Source organism: Pseudomonas sp. St290 (assembly GCF_018325805.1).
GTDB classification, from domain to species: Bacteria; Pseudomonadota; Gammaproteobacteria; order Pseudomonadales; family Pseudomonadaceae; genus Aquipseudomonas; species Aquipseudomonas bijieensis.
The window spans coordinates 1,762,635-1,784,524 of record NZ_AP014703.1; the positions used below are offsets into that span (position 1 = coordinate 1,762,635).

21 protein-coding genes are annotated in these 21,890 nt (G+C 61.3%); 11 read left to right on the forward strand and 10 right to left on the reverse strand.

The window, feature by feature from the left end; translation table 11 throughout:
- Positions 1-55 precede the first annotated feature (55 nt).
- Complete coding sequence (locus PBDP_RS07715; RefSeq protein WP_176688437.1) at positions 56-2,245, reverse strand: patatin-like phospholipase family protein; 2,190 nt, start codon at positions 2,243-2,245, stop codon at positions 56-58.
- 72 nt (positions 2,246-2,317) lie between these two features.
- Between PBDP_RS07715 and PBDP_RS07720 the strand changes: the two genes are divergently transcribed.
- Entirely contained in the window at positions 2,318-2,605 is a 288-nt protein-coding gene (locus tag PBDP_RS07720; RefSeq protein ID WP_109751316.1) for an Rdx family protein, read from the forward strand.
- Here PBDP_RS07720 and PBDP_RS07725 read toward each other — a convergent pair.
- Together PBDP_RS07725 and PBDP_RS07730 are read right to left on the reverse strand one after the other, a co-directional pair.
- Positions 2,599-3,489 carry a DMT family transporter gene (locus tag PBDP_RS07725; protein ID WP_163854887.1) on the reverse strand — a complete coding sequence of 297 codons (891 nt, stop codon included), beginning with the start codon at positions 3,487-3,489 and terminating at the stop codon, positions 2,599-2,601. The genes PBDP_RS07720 and PBDP_RS07725 overlap by 7 nt on opposite strands.
- A gap of 92 nt (positions 3,490-3,581) precedes the next feature.
- A complete protein-coding gene (locus tag PBDP_RS07730; RefSeq protein WP_109751318.1) occupies positions 3,582-4,331 on the reverse strand; it encodes a helix-turn-helix transcriptional regulator in 750 nt (249 codons plus the stop codon).
- Between the two features lie 135 nt (positions 4,332-4,466).
- Between PBDP_RS07730 and PBDP_RS07735 the strand changes: the two genes are divergently transcribed.
- Positions 4,467-5,282 carry a UDP-2,3-diacylglucosamine diphosphatase gene (locus PBDP_RS07735; RefSeq protein WP_212802051.1) on the forward strand — a complete coding sequence of 272 codons (816 nt, stop codon included), beginning with the start codon at positions 4,467-4,469 and terminating at the stop codon, positions 5,280-5,282.
- 59 nt (positions 5,283-5,341) lie between these two features.
- Here the strand turns inward: PBDP_RS07735 and PBDP_RS07740 are convergent, their stop codons facing one another.
- Both PBDP_RS07740 and PBDP_RS07745 read right to left on the reverse strand, forming a co-directional pair.
- The gene (locus PBDP_RS07740) at positions 5,342-5,932 is read right to left on the reverse strand and encodes an HD domain-containing protein (RefSeq protein ID WP_212802052.1); all 591 of its coding nucleotides are present in this window, start codon (positions 5,930-5,932) and stop codon (positions 5,342-5,344) included.
- A gap of 32 nt (positions 5,933-5,964) precedes the next feature.
- The gene (locus PBDP_RS07745; RefSeq protein WP_109751825.1) at positions 5,965-6,276 is read right to left on the reverse strand and encodes an Mpo1-like protein; all 312 of its coding nucleotides are present in this window, start codon (positions 6,274-6,276) and stop codon (positions 5,965-5,967) included.
- Positions 6,277-6,461: 185 nt separating this feature from the next.
- Here PBDP_RS07745 and PBDP_RS07750 point away from each other — a divergent pair, with 185 nt between their 5' ends.
- Positions 6,462-7,523, forward strand: coding sequence for an AraC family transcriptional regulator (locus PBDP_RS07750; RefSeq protein ID WP_163854879.1), 1,062 nt, complete (start codon positions 6,462-6,464; stop codon positions 7,521-7,523).
- Here the strand turns inward: PBDP_RS07750 and PBDP_RS07755 are convergent.
- Entirely contained in the window at positions 7,480-8,934 is a 1,455-nt protein-coding gene (locus PBDP_RS07755; RefSeq protein ID WP_116831738.1) for a TrkH family potassium uptake protein, read from the reverse strand. The genes PBDP_RS07750 and PBDP_RS07755 overlap by 44 nt on opposite strands.
- A gap of 170 nt (positions 8,935-9,104) precedes the next feature.
- On the opposite strand from PBDP_RS07755, the gene PBDP_RS07760 reads away from it, so the two are divergent.
- Complete coding sequence (locus tag PBDP_RS07760) at positions 9,105-9,668, forward strand: NAD(P)H nitroreductase (RefSeq protein ID WP_116831739.1); 564 nt, start codon at positions 9,105-9,107, stop codon at positions 9,666-9,668.
- A gap of 196 nt (positions 9,669-9,864) precedes the next feature.
- Here PBDP_RS07760 and PBDP_RS07765 read toward each other — a convergent pair whose 3' ends face one another.
- The 4 genes from PBDP_RS07765 to PBDP_RS07780 all read right to left on the reverse strand — a co-directional run bounded on the left by PBDP_RS07765 (position 9,865) and on the right by PBDP_RS07780 (position 12,635).
- A complete protein-coding gene (locus PBDP_RS07765) occupies positions 9,865-11,058 on the reverse strand; it encodes an amino acid aminotransferase (protein WP_212802053.1) in 1,194 nt (397 codons plus the stop codon).
- Entirely contained in the window at positions 11,058-11,414 is a 357-nt protein-coding gene (locus tag PBDP_RS07770; RefSeq protein WP_109751326.1) for a 4a-hydroxytetrahydrobiopterin dehydratase, read from the reverse strand. Before PBDP_RS07770 ends, PBDP_RS07765 begins: the two co-directional genes overlap by 1 nt.
- Before the next feature lie 99 nt (positions 11,415-11,513).
- Complete coding sequence (phhA, locus tag PBDP_RS07775; RefSeq protein ID WP_053154874.1) at positions 11,514-12,299, reverse strand: phenylalanine 4-monooxygenase; 786 nt, start codon at positions 12,297-12,299, stop codon at positions 11,514-11,516.
- Between the two features lie 147 nt (positions 12,300-12,446).
- Positions 12,447-12,635 (reverse strand): hypothetical protein, encoded by a 189-nt coding sequence (locus PBDP_RS07780; RefSeq protein WP_212802054.1) that lies wholly within the window; start codon positions 12,633-12,635, stop codon positions 12,447-12,449.
- Between PBDP_RS07780 and PBDP_RS07785 the strand changes: the two genes are divergently transcribed.
- The 7 genes from PBDP_RS07785 to PBDP_RS07815 all read left to right on the forward strand — a co-directional run bounded on the left by PBDP_RS07785 (position 12,634) and on the right by PBDP_RS07815 (position 21,864).
- Positions 12,634-14,193, forward strand: coding sequence for a sigma-54-dependent transcriptional regulator (locus PBDP_RS07785; protein WP_212802055.1), 1,560 nt, complete (start codon positions 12,634-12,636; stop codon positions 14,191-14,193). The two genes, PBDP_RS07780 and PBDP_RS07785, sit on opposite strands and share 2 nt — an antisense overlap.
- A 123-nt stretch (positions 14,194-14,316) precedes the next feature.
- On the forward strand, positions 14,317-15,018 hold the full coding sequence (locus PBDP_RS07790; protein ID WP_109751327.1) for a WbqC family protein: 702 nt from the start codon (positions 14,317-14,319) through the stop codon (positions 15,016-15,018).
- Positions 15,019-15,070: 52 nt separating this feature from the next.
- A complete protein-coding gene (locus PBDP_RS07795) occupies positions 15,071-18,613 on the forward strand; it encodes a glycosyltransferase (protein WP_212802056.1) in 3,543 nt (1,180 codons plus the stop codon).
- A gap of 45 nt (positions 18,614-18,658) precedes the next feature.
- Positions 18,659-19,387: a class I SAM-dependent methyltransferase gene (locus PBDP_RS07800; RefSeq protein WP_109751329.1), complete on the forward strand. Its 729-nt coding sequence runs from the start codon at positions 18,659-18,661 to the stop codon at positions 19,385-19,387.
- Positions 19,384-20,232: an NAD-dependent epimerase/dehydratase family protein gene (locus PBDP_RS07805; protein WP_109751330.1), complete on the forward strand. Its 849-nt coding sequence runs from the start codon at positions 19,384-19,386 to the stop codon at positions 20,230-20,232. The genes PBDP_RS07800 and PBDP_RS07805 overlap by 4 nt, the downstream gene beginning before the upstream one ends.
- Positions 20,229-21,206 (forward strand): ATP-grasp domain-containing protein, encoded by a 978-nt coding sequence (locus PBDP_RS07810; protein ID WP_212802057.1) that lies wholly within the window; start codon positions 20,229-20,231, stop codon positions 21,204-21,206. Before PBDP_RS07805 ends, PBDP_RS07810 begins: the two co-directional genes overlap by 4 nt.
- A complete protein-coding gene (locus tag PBDP_RS07815) occupies positions 21,187-21,864 on the forward strand; it encodes a metallophosphoesterase family protein (protein ID WP_109751332.1) in 678 nt (225 codons plus the stop codon). The genes PBDP_RS07810 and PBDP_RS07815 overlap by 20 nt, the downstream gene beginning before the upstream one ends.
- Positions 21,865-21,890 lie beyond the last annotated feature (26 nt).

Below are 21,890 nucleotides of genomic sequence, written 5' to 3' on the forward strand. Positions count from 1 at the left end.
AGCAGGCTCGCTCCCACAATGGATCGGCGGCGGATAATCCAATACCGCATCGCTATCAGAACGTCTGCCCCAGGTTCAGATAAACCGCCTGTTCATCATCGTCGTTAAAGCCATAGCTGAAATTCAGGGGCCCCAGCGGTGTATCGAACCCCAGGAAAATACTGGCGGCGTTGATGTAGCCGCTGTCGAATTCGTTGTCGTTGTTCCAGGCCCTGCCGCGTTCCAATGAGCCGCCGATGTACAGCGGCAAGTCCAGCGGCAGGTAGGCCCGCGGTGTGAGCCGGCGGTAATACACGGCGCGCATCAGGCTGATGTTCTGCCCGGAGACCCCGTCTTCGCGAAAGCCCGACAGTTGCCGTGCGCCGCCGAGTACAAAGCTGGATGTCACGACCTCCGCGGTGTCCATTGTCCGGCCGTAGCGCCCGCCCAGGATGAAGGTGTCCGGGCCGCTGCTCAGGGCCTTGTCCAGTTTGAATTCCCACTGGCGGTAACGCTGGTCGGAACCCAGCCCCGGTTCGTATTGGCGCCAGGTCAGGCCGATGTCCTCCCCTTCATGGGGGAAGTACACGTTGTCGAAGGAGTCGAAGGAGTACTTGAGGTCATAGAAGCCTTCATTGAAGTTTTCGCTGGGCTGGTCGTGATCGCCAATGCGCACATCCGCCTTGCCCCAGGCCTGGCCGACACCCAGGCGGATTTCGCCGCTGTTGCCGATCTGTCGGCCGACGTTCAGGCCGAAGCCATAGCGTTCGACGCGATACTGGGCCACCGGATCGTTGTCCAGGATGGATTCCACGTTTCGCGATTCAAACTGCCCATAAGGGGCGATGAAGTAGCGTGAGCCGACATCCAACGGCTGGTAGAACTCGCTGTACAACTCCTGCCTGTCGCCGATCTGCGCCCGGGTCAGCCATTCGGCGCCCAGGCGGTTGATACCGTTGACCCGATAGCTGGCCCCCAGGTTGAACGCGCTGTCGCCGCGCATGTCGTCCGACAGGCTCAGCCCCAGCCGCAGGTAGTCGGTGCCGGTGCGTCGGCCCCGGGCGCTGATGACCAGTGTGTGGTCCGGGCCCTTGCGGACCACGCGGTATTGCACCTGTTCGAAATAATCCAGGCCGTAGAGCGTGCCCATGTCGGTCTGCAGGCGCCCCAGGTCCAGCGGCTCGCCAATCTGCTGGCGAATATAATAGCGGATCACGTCATCGCCGACTTTCGAATCGTTCTCCACACGAATGGCGGTGATGACCGGCGTGCGTTCGCTTGGGGTGCGTGCGGCCATGAGTTCGGCGTCGGGCGCTTCGGAAGGGCGTAGAGGGGCCAGGCGCGCCTCGAGTATCCGGGTGGCGCGGTAGCCGGCGTCGATCATCTCCCGGGCCCGGCCGAAGTCAGTGGAGCCGAAGCTTGCCAGGGCCGGCTGGATCAGGACGTCGTCTTTTTTCAGGGTTGCCAGTTGCTCTTCAGAGTTGCGCCGAGTCATCAAGGTGGTCGACTGGTTCAACACGTCGACCACCGTGACCAGTTGCTTGCGGTTGCGCAGGGGCGTACCGATATCGACCACGATGGCCACGTCCACGCCCATTTCCCGGGCCACATCCAGCGGGATGTTGTCGGTCATGCCGCCGTCCACCAGCAGCCGGCCGTCCAGTTCCACCGGGGCGAACACCGCCGGGATGGACATGCTGGCGCGGATGACCTTGGGCAGGTGGCCTTTGCGGAACACCACTTTTTCGCCGCTGGCGATGTCGGTGGCAACTGCACGGAAAGGGATCGGCAGTTTGTCGAAGTCCCGGGTGTCGCTGGCGTGGGCCAGCAGGCTTTCGAGCAGCAAGGCCAGGTTCTGGCCCTGGATGACCCCCAAGGGCAGGCCAAGGCTGCCGTCGTCGCGAAAGCTCAGTTTCTGTTTGACCAGGAAGTCGCGGTCATCCTGTTTGCGCCGGAAGGGCACGTCCTTGCGCGGTGGGGCGTCGGACAACGCCTGTTGCCAGTCGATGCCCAGGGCGAGTTTTTCCAGTTCGTCGATCTTGTAGCCCGAGGCGTACAGCCCGCCGATCACCGCGCCCATGCTGGTGCCGGCGATGGCATCGATCTTGATGCCTTGCTCTTCCAGGGCCTTGAGCACACCGATGTGGGCCAGCCCCCGTGCCGCGCCGCCGGATAGCACCAGGCCGATTTTCGGGCGTGGCGTTTCGACGGCCTGGACGAAAAAGGGCAACAGCAGCAGAAGCAGGAGGGGCAGCAGGCGGCGCATCGTCAATCTCGGGGGCGGGCGATCAAAGGCAGGTATTATAACGACGCCTTCGAACCCAGGAGTTCACCCGCAATGACCGAACACAAACCGGAAGTCGTCATCACGTATTGCACCCAGTGCCAATGGCTGTTGCGCGCCGCCTGGCTGGCCCAGGAACTGCTCAGCACCTTCGCCGATGACTTGGGCAAAGTGTCCCTGGTGCCGGGTACTGGTGGTGTGTTCCACATCAGTTGCGACGGCACGCAGATCTGGGAGCGCAAGGCCGATGGCGGTTTTCCCGAAGCCAAGGTCCTCAAGCAGCGGGTCCGCGACCAAATCGACCCGGCGCGGGACCTGGGCCACAACGATCGGGTTCAGTGAGACGCGGCTTGAGCGCCAACCCCCGGTTTCTTCGAACCGCCCAGTTGGCTTGAGATCACGATGGCCGCGATGATCACCACGCCGCCCAGCAGCATGCGCAGTGTCGGGTTTTCATCGAACAGCCACCAGGCCATGGCGATGCCGTAGACCGGCTCCATGGCGAAGACTACCGCCGCTGTGCGGGCCTTGATCACCGCCAGGCTGGCGACGAACAGGCTGTGGGCCAGGCCAGTGCAGAACACGCCGAGCAAGCCGATCCACAACCAGTCGATGGGGCGCACGTCGCTCAATTGTGGCGCGGCCATTGGCAACAGGCACAACCCGACCACCACGTTCTGGCACAGCGCGGCCTGTACGGGCGGTACGTGCGCCGAGCCGGCGCGGTTGGTCAATGACAACAGGGAAAACAGCAACCCCGAGGCCACGGCCCACAGCAAACCGGTGGTGGCGCCGCTGGCCAGGTCGAAGTTCGGCGTGACCAACACCAGGCCAATGCTCACCAGCACCACCAGCCAGATTTCATTGGCGCGAATCCGCTCGCGGAAAATCAGCCCCTCGAGCAATACCGTGAAGGCCGGGAAACTGGCGAACCCCAACGTGGCGATCGCCACGCCGGCAACCTTCACGGCAATGAAGAAACTCACCCAGTGCCCGGCCAGCAACAGCCCCCCGAGCAGCAACCGCCGGCCATCCTGTGCCCGCAGTTTTTGCCAGCGGCTGCTGCTGGCAAACCGGGCAAACATCGCCAGGGCGAGCACAGCGAAGACGGCGCGACCGAACACGATGACCGCTGGTGAAGCCGCGGCGAGTTTGCCGAATACACCGGTCAGGCCAAACATGAGTGCGCCAATATGCAGGGCGCCGAGGGCAGTACGGGGCGTCATTTCAATCCTTGTCCAACGGTTGAGCGTCAGGGTATTGAACCTGTTGCCGAGCGCTTCTGTCTGTCGCGATCCTAGCGATTTTTAGCGCGAATCTAGCGCTGACGCCGCAGCTTGCCCGGCGAGACGCCGAATTCGCGCAGTACCGCTGCGGCGAAGGCACTCTGGGAGCTGTAGCCGACCCGTTGGCCGATCTCGCCGATGGGCAATTGCGAATCACGCAACAACGCCACGGCCTTGTGCAAGCGGCGGCTGCGGATGTAATCCATCGGGGTTTGCCCGCACTCGGCGACGAAGCGCGCATGCAGGCGGGCGCTGGAGAGACCGGCGACCTGCGCCAGGTCCGCCACTTGCAGCGGATAGGCCGCGTACCGGTCGATATGGGCGTTGAGTGCGGCATAAGGCAGGCGCCGGCCACCGAGGGTTTCCTGGCGAGCACCATTGAGACTCGCCAGCAGCAGCACCGCGCCTTGCTGGGCGATCACCGGGTCGTCCACCGGGCTGCCGGCCAACCAGGTGACCAACTGGCTTTGCCCCGCATCCAGGGGCAGGCGCGCGGTGTCGTCGAGCAAGCGGCGGCTGGCGTCGGCGTGATCCCCCAGGCATTGCCCGACCCAATCATCACTGGGCACATCCAGCACCAGGCAACGACTGCCATGGGGGCTGCCACAGGCGTGATGCGCACCGGCCGGTATCACCACGAAGCTTTGTTGCACCACCTGGCTGCCCTGGCCTTCGACCTCGAAATCCAGCGCGCCAGACAACCCGAACACCAGTTGCGCGTGGTCATGGCTGTGGACGATCAAGTCGTGGCTGTAGTGGCGTAGCGTGAGGATCGGTCTCATCGCGGTCTCCCGTGTCAGGCCGCCAGCATACACCTAGGGCGCAACGCCCGGCGCTGTCATGCAATGGACTTGTGTTTGTCATGGGCCATTAACCGCTGGCGTGCACAGTGGCAAAAACGATCAGAGGGTTGCCCAATGACCAGCGCCGAGCTCGCCAGACCCAGCCGCAAACAGCGTGTTCGCACCCTGTGGATTTCCGATGTGCACCTGGGCACCCGGGATTGCCAGGCCGAGCACTTGTCGCAGTTCCTCAAGGGTTACCACGCCGACAAGATCTACCTGGTAGGAGACATCATCGATGGCTGGAAACTGCGCGGTGGCATGTATTGGCCCCAGGCCCACACCAACGTCATTCGCCGCTTGCTGACCATGAGCAAGCGCGGCACCGAAGTGATCTACGTCACCGGCAATCATGACGAGTTCCTGCGGCGCTATTCAAAGCTGATCCTGGGCAATATCCAGTTGGTGGACGAAGCGGTGCACGTCACCGCCGATGGTCGGCACCTGTTGGTGATCCATGGCGATCAGTTCGATGTCATCACCCGCTACCACCGTTGGCTGGCGTTCCTCGGCGATTCGGCCTACGAGTTCACCCTCACGCTGAACCGCTGGCTCAACCATTGGCGGGCCCGTTACGGCTACGGTTACTGGTCGTTGTCGGCGTACCTCAAGCATAAGGTCAAGACCGCCGTCAGCTTCATCAGCGATTTCGAAGAAGCTATCGCCCATGAATGCGTGAAGCGCGAACTGCACGGTGTGGTCTGTGGGCATATCCACCATGCCGAGATGCGCAAGGTGGGGGAGGTGGAGTATCTCAATTGCGGTGATTGGGTCGAGTCGTGCACGGCGTTGATCGAGCATTGGGATGGGTCGATCGAGTTGTATCGGTTGGCGGACGCCCAGGCGCGGGAGGCGCAGTTGAAGGCACTGAAAGTCGCCGAACCTGCGTGAGCCTTACACCATTGTGGCGAGGGGATAAATCCCCTCACCACAGGGATTTTCTGTGTCTGTCAGAGCATGGGCTGTTCAGCCATCGCCGCCTTGTAGATCGATTGCTTCGGCGTGGCAAACACCCTTTCCAGCATCGGCTCGAAGAAACTCAACGGCAGTGTGTCGTACTCCGGATCGAACGCCGCCGCGTCATATTTCGCACAAAAGTCGATCGTCGCCTGGTACTGCGGATGTTCGCAAAACTGCTCGCGCAGGTGACGGTCCATGCCCAGGTGATGGAAGAAGTAATAGCCCTGGAAAATCCCGTGTTTCTCCACCATCCATAGGTTCTCGGCGCTGACGAATGGCTTGAGGATCGCCGCCGCGATATCCGGGTGGTTGTATGAGCCCAGGGTGTCACCGATGTCGTGAAGCAGGGCGCAGACCACGTATTCCTCGTCGCGCCCGTCGCGGTAGGCACGGGTGGCGGTTTGCAGGGAATGGGTCAGGCGATCCACCGGGAACCCGCCGAAGTCGCCGTCCAGCAATTTCAAGTGGGCCAGGATCCGGCCCGGCAACTGTCGCGCGTAGGCGCTGAAATCGGCTGCGATGATCGCCCAGTCTTCCTGGGTGCCGTCCTGCATGTGGGTAAAGCGTGCATGCGTATTCATCGAGGGTCCTTTGGCTCATGGGCATTCAACGCTTAGAACGCCACCTTGCCCAGCAGCATGTCGCGGTACATGACGAAATCGCCAAGCAGGCTGTAGAACGGATGCTGGAACGTGGCAGGCCGGTTCTTTTCGAAGAAAAAATGCCCGACCCAGGCAAAGCCGTAGCCAGCGACTGGCAGGGCGATCAACCACCACCAGGTGCCCGCGACGAGCGCCACGGCGAGAATCACAAAGAGCAGGGAAGTACCGACGAAGTGCAGGCGTCGGCAGGTGCTGTTGCTGTGTTCGCTGAGGTAATACGGGTAGAACTCAGTGAACGTATTGAATCGTCTGGCGTTTTCCACGACTGCGAGCTCTGTGGTCATTGTTGTTTATTGAAGTCTAGAGCGATCATGGACAGCGGCTAGTGACAATGGGCGCCACTCTAGTGTCCTGTGTTACAAATACCCCTTGTTTTTGTAATGAAAGACACTGCTATCCTTCGCCAATCCAGCCGTACCCTGCGGCTCGTCATGCAAGTAAAAACGTCATGAGCGAACGAACGACTTCTTCAAGCTGGGCGATGGGGATCGTCAAGGCATTGGAAATGGACGGCGTCGATTGCCGGGCGCTGTTCAAGCAGTTGGGGCTGGACTTCGAGGCCCTGGACGATCCGGATGCCCGTTTCCCCCAGGACTCGATGACGCGGCTCTGGCAACGGGCGGTCGAGTTGTCGGGTAACCCGGCCATTGGCTTGAACATGGGCAAAGTGGTGCGTCCGGCCTCGTTCCATGTGGTTGGCTATGCCTTGATGTCCAGTCGCACCCTGGCAGAGGGCTTCCAGCGGCTGGTGCGTTACCAGCGGATCATTGCCGAAAGCGCCGACTTGAGTTTTCGTCGCTTGGAAGAAGGCTACGGGCTGATCCTGACGGTGCATGGCGACCATCTGCCCCCCACTCGCCAAAGTGCCGAAGCCTCCCTGGCCTGTGCGCTGGCCCTGTGCAGTTGGTTGACCGGGCGCACCCTGCACCCGGTGAAGGTGCTGTTTCAGGGGGCCGAGCCGTTGGACCTGGGGCCTTATCACCGAGCCTTCCCCGCGCCGCTGGTGTTCGGCGCGCCTTATGATGCGCTGATTTTTGAACCGACCGACATGGAGGCGCCACTGCCGACGGCCAACGAAGCCATGGCGCAGCTTCACGACCGGTTTGCCGGTGAGTACCTCGCGCGCTTTTCGGAAAGCCGCGTGACCCACAAGGCGCGACAGGTGTTGTGCCGGTTGTTGCCCCAGGGTGAGCCCAAGCGTGACGTGGTGGCGCAGACGCTGCACCTGTCGCAGCGCACCTTGCAGCGGCGCCTGCAAGAGGAGGGCACGAGTTTCCAGAACCTGCTCGAAGACACCCGGCGCGAACTGGCCGAGCAGTACCTGGCGCAGCCGGGCATGACGTTGCTGGAAATCGCCTACCTGCTGGGGTTTGCCGACCCGAGCAATTTTTTCCGGGCCTTTCGCCGTTGGTTCGACACCACGCCTGGTGAATACCGGGCACGCCTGGCGAGCCAGCCTGCACCGGTCAGTGACGCCAGAACGCCGGGATACACAGCACGAACACTGTGATGATCTCCAGACGGCCCAGCAACATGCCCCCCGACAGAATCCACTTGGCTGCGTCCGGCAGCGGTGCGAAATTGCCCGCCGGCCCGATGGTTTCCCCCAGCCCCGGGCCGACGCCCGACACGGTACTGGCCGCGCCGGTCAGCGCCGTCATCCATTCCACGCCCAGCAGCGACAGCAGCAGGGCGATCACGCAGATGGTGATGGCGAAGAAGAACGAGAACGTGAGGATCGAGCGGACGATTTCTTCGTCGAGGCGATGACCGTTGTATTTCTGCTTGATCACTGCACGAGGGTGGATCAGTTGATTAAGGTTGGCCCGCAGCAGGATGTAGGCGACCTGGAAGCGGAAGATCTTGATCCCGCCGGCCGTCGAGCCTGAACAACCGCCGACGAATCCCAGATAAAAGAACAGCATCAGCGAAAAGTTTCCCCACAGGCTGTAGTCGCCCAGGGCGAAGCCGGTGGTGGTGATGATGGACGTCACGTTCAGCGCCACGTGCCGCAGGGCATCCAGCCAATGCAGGTCGGTGGTTGCCCAATACCAGGTGCCGAGCACCAGCCAGGTCACCAGCAGCACGCCGATAAGCCCCTGGACCTGCTGGTCCTTGATCAGCGCCCGGCGATTGCCCCGCAGCGTCGAGACGTACAGGGCAAACGGCAGGCTGCCAAGAATCATGATGACGATGGCGACCCAATGCACGGCTGGCTGGGTCCATTTGGCCAGGGACAGGTCCGAAGTGGAGAAACCGCCGGTGGAGATCGCCGACATCGAATGGTTGATGGCGTCGAACAGGCTCATCCCGGCCCACCAGAGCGCCAGGGTGCCGAGAATGGTGATGCCCACGTAGGACGCCACGATCAGCCGTGCCACCATGTGGGAACGGGGCATGACTTTTTCCGAACGATCCGACGATTCGGTCTGGAACAGCCGCATGCCACCGATACGCAGCAGGGGCAGGATCGCCACCGCCATGCCGATGAAGCCGATACCGCCGAGCCAGTGCAGCAGCGAGCGCCACATCAGGATGCCCGGGGACATGTTGTCCAGGCCACTGAGGACTGTGGCGCCGGTGGCGGTAATGCCGGACATGCTTTCGAAAAACGAGTCGGTATAGCTGATGTGTTGGGTCAGCAGGAACGGCAGCGCGGCGAAGATACACACCACCAGCCAACTGCTGACGGTCAGCAGGTACATGTCGCGCGGGCGCAGGTGGATGTGTTCCGGGCGCCCGGGAAGCACCAGGGCCAGGCCGGCGACGAAGGTGATCATGCTCGACCACAGGAACGACGGCAGCTCGTGGGTGCGCTCGAAGACCACCAGGGTGGCCATGGGCACGACCATGAAGATCGCCAGGGTGATCAGGAAGATGCCGATGATGAAACCAATGATCCGCAGGGTCGGCAACGCCATGAAGTCCGCTCAGGCTGAAAGGGAAGGGCGCCATTCTACCTGTGGCAAGCGTCATGTAAACCGGCACCCGGCGGCGCTTGCGGGGCGTGGGCGCGTGGCAACGGAATTTGAACTAACGAACTCGTCAAACAGCCACTAGAATAGCCGGACATTCTTTCAGGAGGTGGCCGATGCAGGCTCTCGACGCTTTGCTCAACCGTGTTTCCGTCCCGCGCCTGGTAGACCCGGCCCCCACGTCCGAACAGCGCGAACTCATGTTCGCCGCGGCCATGCGGGCACCGGATCATGGCCAGTTGCGCCCATGGCGTTTTCTGACGGTCGAAGGGCAGGCGCGGCATCGCATGGGCGAGCTGCTGGCCGAAGCGGCGCGGTTCAGTGACCCGCTGGTACCGGACGCGATCGTGGAAAAGGCCCTCAATGGCCCATTGCGCGCGCCTCTGGTCGTGGTGGTGATTGCCCGTCTGCAGGACCATTTCAAGATCCCTAAATCCGAGCAATTGCTGGCGGCCGGCTGTGCGGCCCATGGCATCCTGCTGGCGGCTTATGCCCAAGGGATTGGTGGCGTGTGGCGTACCGGTGAGCTGGCGTACTCGCCGCATGTGGCCAGGGGGCTTGGCCTTGAAGACGGGGAAGAGGTCATTGGCTTCCTCTACCTCGGCACGCCGCAGAAAGAAGCGCGTACGGCGCCGCAGGAAGATGTCGGGCAGTTTGTCCGCGAGTGGACGGGCGCGTAACCTCGCAAGGGCAGCGGATTGCTTGAGGCTGGATTGATCCACTGTGGCGAGGGAGCTTGCTCCCGCTGGGCGGCGAAGCCGCCCCCAGTGGAACAACGCAGTCTTCCAAGCACACCGCGCCAGGCCTGTTTACGACTGCTGCGCAGCCGAGCGGGAGCAAGCTCCCTCGCCATAAAATCAACAGCCGACGGTGGCGTTATTTACACGCGTCCGCAATCGCCTCGGCCAGCAGGTCCAGGCGCGTGGCGTCGATGCCGGCGACGTTGGCCCGGCCGGTGCCAACCATATAGACGCTGTGGCGTTCGCGCAGGTGCTTGACCTGTTCCGGCGTCAGGCCGGTGTAGGAGAACATCCCGCGTTGCACGCCGATATGGGCGAAGCGCTCGCGCAGGCCATGGGGTTCGAGGGCCTCCAGCAAGCCGCTGCGCAATTGCGCGATGCGCAGGCGCATGGCCTGGACTTCATCGGCCCACAGGCTTTTGAGTTCCGGATTGCCGAGGATGGTCGCCACCACAGCCGCTCCATGGTCCGGCGGCGTCGACCACAGGTTACGGGCGATGTTGGCCAGTTGGCTGCGCACGTCCAGCAGTTTTTCACCGTCCCGGGCGCAGACGATCAACGCACCGGTGCGGTCGCGGTACAGGCCGAAATTCTTCGAACAGGAACTGGTGACCAGCACTTCCGGCAACGCATCGGCAAACAGCCGAACTGCCCAGGCGTCCTGCTCCAGCCCATCGCCGAAGCCCTGGTAAGCGAAATCGATCAGCGGCAGCAGGTCGCGGCTGCGTACCACTTCCAACACCTGGCGCCATTGCTCATGGGACAGGTCAAAGCCGGTGGGGTTGTGGCAGCAGGCATGCAGCAGCACCACATCGCCTTTGGGCGCCTGGTTCAGGGTCGCCAGCATCGCCTCGAAATCCAAGCGGTTGTCGGCGCCCACATAAGGGTAATGACTGGCCTTGACGCCAGCCGCGGCGAAGATGGTTTCGTGGATCGGCCAGGTCGGATTGCTCAGCCAGACGCCACGGCCAGGCAGGCATTGGGCGATGAAGTCGGCACTCAGGCGCAGGGCACCAGTGCCGCCCGGTGTCTGGGTGACGCCAGCGCGCTTTGCGCTGATCAGCGGCGAGTCGGTGCCCAGCACCAGTTCATTGATCAACTGGCCGAACGCGGGGTCGCCATGGCCGCCGATGTAGGTCTTGGTGGTCTGGCGATCCACCAGCCATTGTTCGGCCTGCTTCACGGATTGAAGAATCGGCGTCAGGCCCTGGGCGTCCTTGTAGACACCCACGCCCAGGTCGAACTTGCTCGGATTGCTGTCCGCGCCGTAGGCCTCCATCAGGCCGAGGATCGGGTCGCCGGGTACCCGGCCGATGGCATCGAAATGCATTACTTGCGGCCCTCGGCGGTCTTGGCCACGTCATCGGTGCGGGCGGCCATGATGAAGTCGTTGCGGTGCAGACCCTTGATGGAGTGGCTCCACCAGGTCACGGTGACTTTGCCCCATTCGGTGAGCAGGCCTGGGTGGTGGCCTTCGGCCTCCGAGATTTCACCGACGGCGTTGGTGAAGGCCAGGGCGTGCTTGAAGTTTTTGAACAGGAAAACTTTTTCCAGCTGCATCACGCCGTCGCGCACTTCGATGTTCCAGTCGGGGATCTGCTTGATCAGCGCCGGCAGTTCTTCGTCGCTGACTTGCGGGGCATCGGCGCGGCAGGCTTCGCAATGGGCTTGGTTCAGAGTGTTCATGGTGTGTTCCTGGATCGAATATTTGAAAAACGTCGATGCACCCACGCTAAAGCAAAGCCGCGTTGTGCAACAGACTCAATTGAGATTAAAAGACGCGGTTCACGCTGCCTTGGGTGGGAATTTCGGGGCGTGCAAGCCCAGTTCCCGACCGCGCTTGACCATGCCCATGATGTCTTCGTGGGCCAGGTCGAACAGGCGCTTGAGCTCGGGCAGCACGAAATACACCGGCTGCAGGATGTCGATGCGGTATGGCGTGCGCATCGCTTCCAACGGATCAAAAGGCTGGTGTTCAGGCTCGTCCGACAGGCAGTAAACGGTTTCCTTGGGCGAAGACAGGATGCCGCCACCGTAGATACGCCGGCCCTGCGGGGTCTCCACCAGGCCGAACTCGATGGTCATCCAATACAGGCGCGCCAGATAGACGCGTTCTTCCTTGGAGGCCTGTAGGCCGAGTTTGCCGTAGGTGTGGGTGAATTCGGCAAACCAGGGGTTGGTCAACAGCGGACAGTGGCCAAAAATCTCGTGGAAAATGTCAGGTTCTTGCAGGTAGTCCAGTTCTTCGCGGGTACGAATAAAGGTCGCTACCGGAAACTGCTTGCTGGCGAGCAGTTCGAAGAAGGTCTGGAAGGGGATCAAGGCCGGCACCCGGGCGACTTGCCAACCCGTGGTTTCGCCCAGCACCTTGTTGATTTCGCCCAGTTGCGGGATACGGTCGTGGGGCAGGCCAAGCTTGTCGATGCCGTCCAGGTATTCCTGGCACGCGCGGCCTTCGATGACTTTCAGCTGGCGGGTGATCAGCGTGTTCCACACCGCATGTTCTTCGGCGGGGTAGTGGATAAAACCTTGCGCATCGGGCTCGCGGGCCACGTACTGCGTCTGCTTCATGCTGCTCTCCTGCTGATTTCCCTCAGGGGGGAAGGCTGTTTGTTTTTATGTCCAGCGATGCATTAGAGATAACTCGAAGCAGGGATGTGTGCAGCAGGCAGACGAAGGGATGGATTGCGATAAAGGCATAAATTCGTAAAGTTTTCGTTACGTATTGGGCGGTGTGCCAGTGTTGTCGAGATTTTCAGCTGGGAAATGGCCTACAGCTGTCACATAATCTTGACGTTTATTTGCGCTGCCATGCAGAAAACCTTGTGGCGAGGAAGCTTGCTTGCGCTGGCTGCGCAGCAACCTCCTCCCCATGCTTGCATACACATCGATATCGGGCCTTTTCATGCGCATCAAAGTCCATTGCCAAAACCGCATCGGCATCCTGCGAGACATCCTCAACCTGCTGGTGGAGTACGGCATCAACGTTGCCCGGGGCGAGGTCGGGGGTGAGCATGGCAACGCGATCTACCTGCATTGCCCGAACCTGATCAACATTCAGTTCCAGGCGCTACGTCCGAAATTCGAAGGCATCGCCGGGGTATTTGGCGTCAAGCGCGTAGGATTAATGCCTAGCGAGCGTCGGCACATGGAGCTCAATGCCCTGCTCGGTGCCTTGGAGTTTCCGGTGCTGTCCATCGACATGGGCGGCTCCATCGTCGCGGCCAACCGGGCGGCGGCGCAGTTGCTCGGGGTGCGGGTGGACGAGGTGCCCGGGATTCCACTGTCCCGCTACGCCGAGGATTTCGATTTGCCTGAACTGGTGCGCGCCAACCAGTCGCGGATCAACGGGCTGCGGGTCAAGGTCAAGGGCGATGTGTTCCTGGCCGACATCGCCCCGTTGCAATCGGAGCACGACGACAGCGAGGCCATGGCCGGCGCGGTACTGACGTTGCACCGGGCCGACCGGGTCGGCGAGCGAATCTATAACGTGCGCAAACAGGAGCTTCGCGGCTTCGACAGTATTTTCCAGAGTTCCAAGGTGATGGCGGCGGTAGTGCGTGAGGCCCGGCGTATGGCACCGCTGGACGCGCCGCTGTTGATAGAAGGCGAAACCGGCACCGGTAAGGAATTGCTGGCACGCGCCTGTCACCTGGCCAGTCCGCGCGGGCAATCGCCATTGATGGCGCTCAACTGTGCCGGGTTGCCGGAGTCCATGGCCGAGACCGAACTGTTCGGCTACGGCCCCGGTGCTTTCGAAGGTGCCCGGGCCGAAGGCAAGCTTGGCCTGCTGGAACTGACTGCCGGGGGAACGTTGTTCCTCGATGGCGTCGGGGAGATGAGCTCGCGCCTGCAAGTGAAACTGCTGCGCTTTCTGCAGGACGGTTGCTTCCGTCGCGTAGGCAGCGATGAAGAGGTGTACCTGGACGTCCGGGTGATCTGCGCTACCCAGGTGGACTTGTCCGAACTCTGTGCCCGGGGAGAATTCCGTCAGGACTTGTACCACCGCTTGAACGTCCTTTCCTTGCACATCCCGCCGCTGCGCGAATGCCTCGATGGCCTGGCGCCGCTGGTGGAGCACTTCCTCGACCAGGCCAGCCGCCAGATCGGCTGTGCGCTGCCCAGGCTGGCGCCGGCGGCGATGGAGCGTCTGAGTCACTACCACTGGCCGGGCAACGTCCGGCAGTTGGAAAACGTGTTGTTCCAGGCCGTTTCCCTGTGCGACGGCGGGACGGTGAAGGCCGAGCATATTCGCCTGCCGGACTATGGTGTGCGCCAACCCCTTGGCGATTTTTCCCTCGAGGGCGGATTGGACGAGATCGTTGGGCGTTTTGAGAAAGCGGTGCTGGAACGTCTTTACTCCGAACATCCCAGCAGTCGGCAATTGGGCAAGCGGCTGGGGGTTTCCCACACCACCATCGCCAATAAGTTGCGGGAGTACGAGGTGGGCAAGGCTGCGCCTTAGCGGGCATTGTTTTCGCTGGTATGGGATTTGCTACATCGAGAACTGTCCACGCTTATTCATATTTGGTGGCGATTTTTTGACAAGGGCAGAGCCCCGATTCCCGCTGCGTATGTGAGGTTCAGGATGCAAAAGAAGATAGCTGTGGTGCAGTCGAATTACATTCCCTGGAAGGGCTATTTCGATCTGATCCGCAGCGTCGACGCGTTCATCCTGTACGACGATGTCCAGTACACCCGGAGTGACTGGCGCAACCGCAACAAGATCAAGACTGCCCAGGGTGAGCATTGGCTGAGTATTGCGGTCAGGAAGAAGGGCCGTCTCGGACAGTTGATCAACGAAGTCCAGGTCAGCAGCCCGGATTGGGCCGCGGCGCACTGGAAGACCATTGAGCAGAGCTACCGGCGCGCACCGTGCTTTACCCAGATGGAGGCGCCGATTCGCGCGCTCTACGAGCAGGCTGCCGACCTCACCCATCTGTCCCGCATCAACCACCTGTTCATCGCCGGTTTGTGCCCCCTGCTGGGCATCCATACGCCGCTTCACCGTTCCGAGGATCTGGGGGGCGTAGAGGGCAAGAATGAACGCCTGATCCATCTATGCCAGGCCCTCGGGGCCAACGAATACCTCTCTGGGCCGGCGGCCAGTCACTACCTCGACGAAGCGGCGTTCGCCGCCGAAGGGATTGCCGTGTCGTACATGAGCTATGCCGGCTATCCCGAGTATCCGCAGGTGTACGGCGACTTCCAGCACGCGGTCAGCGTCATCGACCTGTTGTTCAATACCGGCGCGGATGCATCGGCTTTTCTGAATAAAAGGGCTGCCTGAGCGGGCCTTGCCACTGACAACCCTTTTGACTTGATTCTGGAGACTGCACCCGATGTCGAACCTTTCGCAGATGGACGCTTACTCGTTCGAACAGGCGTTGGCGCGTCTGCGGCTGATGTATGCCAAACCCGAGCATCCTTACTACTTCCTGGCGCCTGCTTACCGTGAATCGTCGTCGGGCGTCGTCTCGCTGCACTACCTCTGCCATATGCTCAATCTCAGTGGGCGTGAGGCCTACATCTGCGGCACCGAGGTAGTCAATCCAAACCTCAAGACCCCGGTGATCAATTCGGCAATCAAACAGCGCCATATCGCCGCGGGCAAGGTGCCAATCGCGGTTTATCCCGAGGTGTTCCCCGGCAATCCGCTCAACTGTTCGGTCGTGGCGCGTTTCCTACTGAATTTCGAGGGGTTTCTCACGGGAAAAGGCATGGACGCCGCGCCCACCGACTTGTTTTTCTATTACGCAGCCCGACTCGCCGAGCACCGTGGCGACCATGACGGTGATTTGCTGTGCCTGCCGGCGATCGATATCGAAATGTTCTCGACGGTGGGCGCTGGCGCCGTGCGCAAGGGCAGCTATCTCTACCAGAACCGCCACCCGTTGGATCAGATCGACTACTCGCAACTGCCGGCGGATATCCGTCTGCTGAGCATGGCCAATCCCCTGGCCCTGCCTGAGCTGGCCGAGCTGCTGCGCAATGCCGAGGTGATGTACAGCTACGAGTGGTCAATGACCTGCGTCATGGCCGTGCTGTGTGGCTGTCCGGTGATCTTCATTCCGGGGCATGGCGTCGACCAGCCACTGCTCGACACCAGTTTCTTCGGCAGTGTCGGTTTTGCCATGCTCGATCAGCCGGACCCGTTGGGACATGCGCGGGCAAGTCTCGGTGACGCGCTGCAACGTTACGTTGAACGCACCGCGTCTTTCTGGCAGCAACTGGACGTATTCATTGCCAAAACCCAGGCGACTGCCGCTCGTGAGGCGGTCGGCAACCGTCTGGGGGCGCTCGACTGGTTGCGCCAACGCTACCCTACGGCGCAGCAGTTGCGTCTGGTCAATGAACGGTTGGCGAACCCGGCGGCACCTGCCTTCACGGTCCTGGTTCGCGATGACGGCAATCAATTGGCCCTGGCTCACACCCTGGACAGCCTGGATCGACAGTTGTACCAACGCATCCATGTGTGCGTGATGGGTGATGCTGACCCGGGACGTGCCAACGTTCAATGGTTGGCGTGTGATCCGAAGCTACCTGCGGCCGCGATCAATGGTTTGCTCGAGAGCGTCCAGAGCGACTGGTTCATGTTGGTCGAGGCGGGGGAGGAGTTTGTCGCGGCGGGGTTGCTGGTGACGGCTCAGAATCTGCTTGAAGCGCCTGACAGTTGCCTGGCGGTATACGCCGACGAGGCGCTGCGCATGGGAGGGGTGGTCAACCTCTCGTTGCGGCCCGATCTGAATCTGGATCTGCTCTTGGCGTTCCCGGCCAGTCTTTCCCGGCACTGGATGTACCGCCGTGAGTCGCTGGTGCGCTTGAGCGGTTTTGACAATGCTTGCGGTGACGCCTTTGAATTGGCCTACCAACTGCGCCTGATCAGCGAGCACGGGGTGGCGAGTATCGGACATGTCAGCGAACCCCTGCTGATCGCCAACGACGTGCGGCAGTCACAATGCGCTGATGAGCGGGCGGTCATTGATGCGCACCTGCAAGAGCGTGGCTACGCTCAGGCGCAAGCGATTGCACTGGAAAAGGAGCCGGGCCGCTATCGCATCGACTATGGCCACGAGCGGCAGGCCTCGGTCAGTATTCTGATTTACCTGGATGGACAATTGGGACAGTTCCAGCGTTGCCTGGAAAGCCTGTTGATACAGACCAATGCTGTGGACTTCGAAGTCTTGCTGATTGAGCCGGGCGGCGACGACCCCGCGTTGCTGGAGTGGCTGGGGCTGGTCGAGGAGATGGGGGAAGGCCGCTTCCAGGTGTTGCGATTCATGCCGGGGCAGTCTCGTGCGGCCATGTGCAATGCGGCGGCGCAGGAGGCACGTGGCGAGTATCTACTCTGGCTCGATGCGCAAAGCACTGTGCTTGAGCCAGGGTGGCTGCAAGCTTTGCTCAATCATGCCCAGCGCCCGGAAGTCGGCGCCGTGGGAGGCAAGCTGCAGGATAGCCAGGGGCGCATACGCCAGGCGGGCCTGGTGTTGGGGCAGGGGGGGATTGTCGGTCGGGCTTTTGAAGGCTTGTCGTCCCTGGCGGAGGGTTACATGGGACGGCTTGAGCTTGAGCAGAACTGCTCCGCCGTGGGCGGTGAATGCCTGATGCTGCGGCGAGCGCTTTTCCTTGAGGCCGATGGCTTCGACACCGATCCGTTGCTGGCGCCCTGGGCACACGTTGACCTGTGTCTGAAGCTGCAGCAGGCGGGTTACCTGAACGTCTGGACGCCTTACGCACGTCTGTTAATCGACGCTGTGCCAGATACCCGTGCAAGTAGCGAGCAAGAGGACGCCATGCTCGCGCGCTGGTTGCCGCAGTTGGCCCGCGACCCTGCCTACAATGCCAACTTTTCGCTGCGCGCCGGCGAGGGTTTTGCCCGGGAAAACACCGACCTGTGCTGGTATCCGCTACAAGGCAGCGTGCCAAGGGTGCTGGTCTGCGTCACTGAACAGCAGGTGGGGGCATACTCGCGACTGGTTCAGCCGTTCAGCACATTGCTTGAAACGGGGCAGATCGAAGGCGCGGCTGTTTCGAGTTTGCTGTCGCCGGTGGAGATCGAACGCCTGGCGCCGACCACCGTGGTGTTGCAGCGCCCTCTGGATGACGCCGGGCTATTGGCCCTGAGCCGCTTGAGAGCGTTTTCCAAGGCGTTCACGGTCTACGATCTGGACGGTTATCTGCCGCAGATGGAATTGAAAGGCGATTACTCCACCGATGAGCTGCTGGAGCGCCTGCGGTTCGGGATGTTGCATGCTGATCGGGTGTTGGTCCCCACGCCGGCGCTGGCCGAGCTGTTGCAGGGCCAGCATGACGACATCCGCGTGCTGGAAACCCTGCTGCCGGCCGCCTGGGGGCGTGTACAAAGCAAGCGCCGCACGGGGGCCAAGCCGCGCCTGGGCTGGCTGGGCGGCAAGGATACCCAACTGCTGGCCGACGTGCTGCCCGCGTTCGCTGGCGAAGTTGACTGGGTGGTGCTCGGCGAGTGCCCCGCGTCACTGCAGCCTTTTCTGAAGGAACTGCACCCAGCTGTCGCGCAGCAGCAGTTGGCTGGGGCCATGGCAGCCTTGAATCTGGATCTTGCGCTGGTACCCATGGCTGAAACCCTGGGCAATGCCTGCTCGGGTGACCTGCGTGTCCTGCAGCATGCCGCGTGCGGCCATCCGGTCATTTGCAGCCGGGTGCCGGGTTTTGTCGGCGGCGAGGTATTGCCGTTGTCCCGGGTCAGTAATGAGGCGCAAGACTGGATTCGGGCGATTCGCTTGCATCTGGAAGACCGTGAGGCCTCCGCGACGCTGGGGGATGCCTTGCAGTCGACGGTGCGGGCGCAGTGGCTGCTCGAAGGCGAGCGCCTGGACGCCTGGCGACGGGCCTGGTTGGCCGATTGATGTGTACTAATGACTACCTTGGCCGCCCAGCGGAGTGCATGTGACATGAGCAACGATCTCGATACCTTCATCGCGGCCTACAGCGACAGCTTTGGCTACTCGTATGACAACAACATCATTCTCAATTGGTATCCCCAACGCATCATGGCGCTGTGTACCCAGGGGGAAAGCCTGCTGGAACTCGGTGTTGGCCATGGTTTCAGCACCCACCGCTTCTCGCAGTTCTTCAGTGAACACACAGTCATCGATGGCTCCGCATCGGTGATCGCCCAGTTCAAGGCCCAGTACCCGGACAATACGGCTGCGGTCGTCGAAAGTTATTTCGAGACATTCGACACCGACAAGCGTTTCGATCTCATCGTGATGGGGTTTGTCCTTGAACATGTCGATGACCCTCAAACCGTACTGCAAAGGTTCAAGCGCTTTCTTGCACCGGGTGGTCGTTGCTTCGTGCTGGTGCCGAATGGCGAGTCCCTGCATCGGCGGTTCGGTCATGCCGCCGGACTGCTTGACGACATGATGGCGCTGGGGCGTGGCGATCTGGAACTGGGTCATGTGCGCAGCTACTCGCTACAGACCTTGACCGCTGAACTGGAAGCCGCCGGGCTCCAGGTAGTGCGCAAGGAAGGTGTGTTTCTCAAGCCCTTCACCACTGGACAATTGAAAGACTTGAACTTGGGCCCGGACATCATTCAAGCCATGTGCACCGTGGGCATCGATTACCCAGAGCTGAGTTGTGCGCTGATGCTCGAAGCGACAGTCGCCGATTTATGAAAAGCCTGGTCATCGGAAGTACCTCGGTCGTAGGCAAGGCGGTCGCCCAAGCGTTGTCGCGCTGTGGGCCGGTCAAGTTGGCGGGGCGCCGGGAGGCGGATATCACCTTTGACTTGAGCAGCCCGGTGCCCTGCGCTTGCGACGAGCACTTCGACGTCGTCGTGCTGGCCGCTGCCGATTTCGGCGGCCGTCAGCCAGATGACCTGGTTCGCGCCGAACTGGTCAACAGTGTCGGTGCATTGGCGGCCTGCCGCCTGGCCGAACAATGCGGGGCGCGTCATTTTATTTTGTTGTCGTCGCGTTCGGCCTGCGACCAGACGACGGATCCCTACTTTGGCATCTACTCGCTGTCCAAGCGCCATGCCGAGGAAGTAGCGAGCCTGTATTGCCAGGAACGCGGTATGGCGTTGACTGTCCTGCGTATCAGTCAGGTCTACGATGACGGTGGGCAGTGCAGACTTCATCAGCCGTTGTTATACGCCATCGCCGACAAGGCGCAGGTAGGGCGAACCGTCGAGCTGTATGGCAGCAACGACGCCAGGCGCAACTACGTGCATCTGAGTGATCTTGCCGAGGTTTGCGCGCGGCTGGCAGAACGGGGCGTTGCTGGTTTGTACAACTGCGGCCATCCCGAATCTCTCCGTCTTTCCGAAATTGCCCAGGCCGCATTCGAGGCGTTTGGCAAGCCGGTGGATGTCCGCTTCCTACCGGAAAAAAGCGATATTCCCGATCTGCCGCCCTTTGACTGCGCGCATCAGCTGTACGAGCAAATAGGTTTTACTCCGCGAATAGATGTTCGCCGGGGCTTTGAGCTGATGAGGGCGCACCGGGAGAATCTGTCATGAAGACCGTCATGGTGACTGGCGTAGGCGCCATCATGGGCTACGGCCTGCTCAAGTCGTTGCGCGAGGAGGCCCCCTCTGTTCGGCTGGTCGGCACGGATATCTACGACGACGCTGTCGGCCGCGGCTGGAGCGATGTGTTCGTGCAGGCCCCTTTGACCGCTGACCCAGGCTACGGCCAGTGGTTGGGCGATACGCTGGCCAGGCACAAGGTTGACCTGCTGATTCCCGGGATTGAACAGGATGTCCATTGGCTGTCGGACAACCGTGCGTTGTTGGCGGCATTCGATTGTCAGGTCGTGCTCAACAACCAGGAGTTGATCGACCTTTCCAAGGATAAGTGGGCGATGCACCAGGCGCTGCTGGCGCTGGAGGATGCCAGTCGTATTCCTACCTTGCTGTCGGGTGATTTTCACTCACTCAAGGCTGCCCTGGGCCTGCCGTTTCTGCTCAAACCGCGTAGAAGCTACGCCTCCAAAGGGTTGGTCTGGGTTCGCGACGAGCGTGATTTTACGCCTCACGCGGCACTGCTCGGTGATTACCTCATGGCGCAACCCATCATTGGCAGCGCGGCCGACGAATTCACCGTGGCAGCGTTTGGCGATGGCCGTGGCGACACGGGGCCGATCATCGCTTTCCAGCGCAAGCTGGCCTCAGACGGCTCCACCGCCAAGGCTTGGGTGTACCAGGATGACTCACTGGACCAGGTGGTTAGCAGACTGTGCCGTGCCTTCAAACCGGTGGGGCCGACCAACTTGCAGTTCCGGCGTGGCAGCGACGGCTCCTGGAGCCTGCTTGAGATCAATCCACGAATATCCTCGACCAGTTCGATACGTCGCGCATTTGGTTACAACGAAGCCGCCATGTGCCTGGATTACTACCTCGATGGCAAGACACCGGCCCAGACAACCATTCGTAGTGGTTTCGCTGTTCGTTATATAGAGGATTTCATTGTCTATGATCGGAATCATTTCTGACGTACATGGCAATTACAGTGCCCTGCGGACAGTGCTTGCCAAGCTAGATGAACTGGGTGTGTCGCAGATTATCTGTCTGGGTGACACGGCCGGTTATTACAGCCAAGTCAACGAGTGTTGCGAGGCCCTGCGCGAGCGAAACATCTTCTCCGTAATGGGCAATCATGACTGGTATCTGGCCAGGAATGAGCGATGCCCCCGTTCCAATAGCGCCAATGCTTGCCTGGACTATCAACAGGGCATCATCACTGCGCGGAACCTGGCCTGGTTGGGATCGCTTCCGGAGCGCTCGATCCAGCATGGATTGAGCATTGTCCACGGCGGCTGGAACGATCCGCTGGATGAATATGTGCGGCCATCACTAGCGTATTTCGCGCCGTTGCCTGGCCGGTACTTCGCATCCGGCCATACCCATGTCCAGTACTTGTGGCGTGGCGAGGACAAGGTCTATTGCAACCCCGGTTCAGTCGGCCAGCCACGTGATGGTGATGCGCGGGCAGGTTTCGCGACCTGGGACGGTGAAGTCTTCGCCCTGCATCGGATTGAATACGATATTGGTGAAACCCAGCAGGCAATGCAGAGGGCCGGGTTCACCCCGTACTTCTACGAAAATCTTGATACAGGCAGTCAGATAGGTGGCCGGATCAGTGCGGTTTGAGGTTTTGTGCTGTGCGCCACTAATTA